1 pseudogene is annotated in these 271 nt (G+C 38.7%); it reads right to left on the bottom strand.

The features are described from left to right. Window positions 1–229 (bottom strand): annotated as a pseudogene (locus ACG9ZB_RS17365) (hypothetical protein); the annotation flags it as partial. Between the last annotated feature and the right edge of the window lie 42 nt (window positions 230–271).

Below are 271 nucleotides of genomic sequence, written 5' to 3'. Positions count from 1 at the left end.
TGAGCCTGTTTGTAGCTTCGTTTAATGCCTGAATACTGTTGTTTAATGCACCTGTATGCTTCTTATTTGTGTTTTCTAGCGATTTTTCTGCCTTGTCTAGCACTCCACTAGCGACTTGGTTGTAAAACTGCTCTAATCGCTTCTTATCGTCTGCTATGGCTTCTCGATATTCCTTCAGGGATGCCAATAAAATATATAACTGGTCATCTAAATCATTTTGATTACTCATAATGACATTCCGCCTCTACTTAGTTTTTGATATGCCTTGCGG

The organism is Acinetobacter johnsonii (genome assembly GCF_048551975.1).
In the GTDB taxonomy this organism is placed as follows: domain Bacteria; phylum Pseudomonadota; class Gammaproteobacteria; order Pseudomonadales; family Moraxellaceae; genus Acinetobacter; species Acinetobacter johnsonii_A.
Note: the sequence above shows the minus strand (reverse complement) of the source record. Positions and strands in the feature narration are given on the sequence as shown.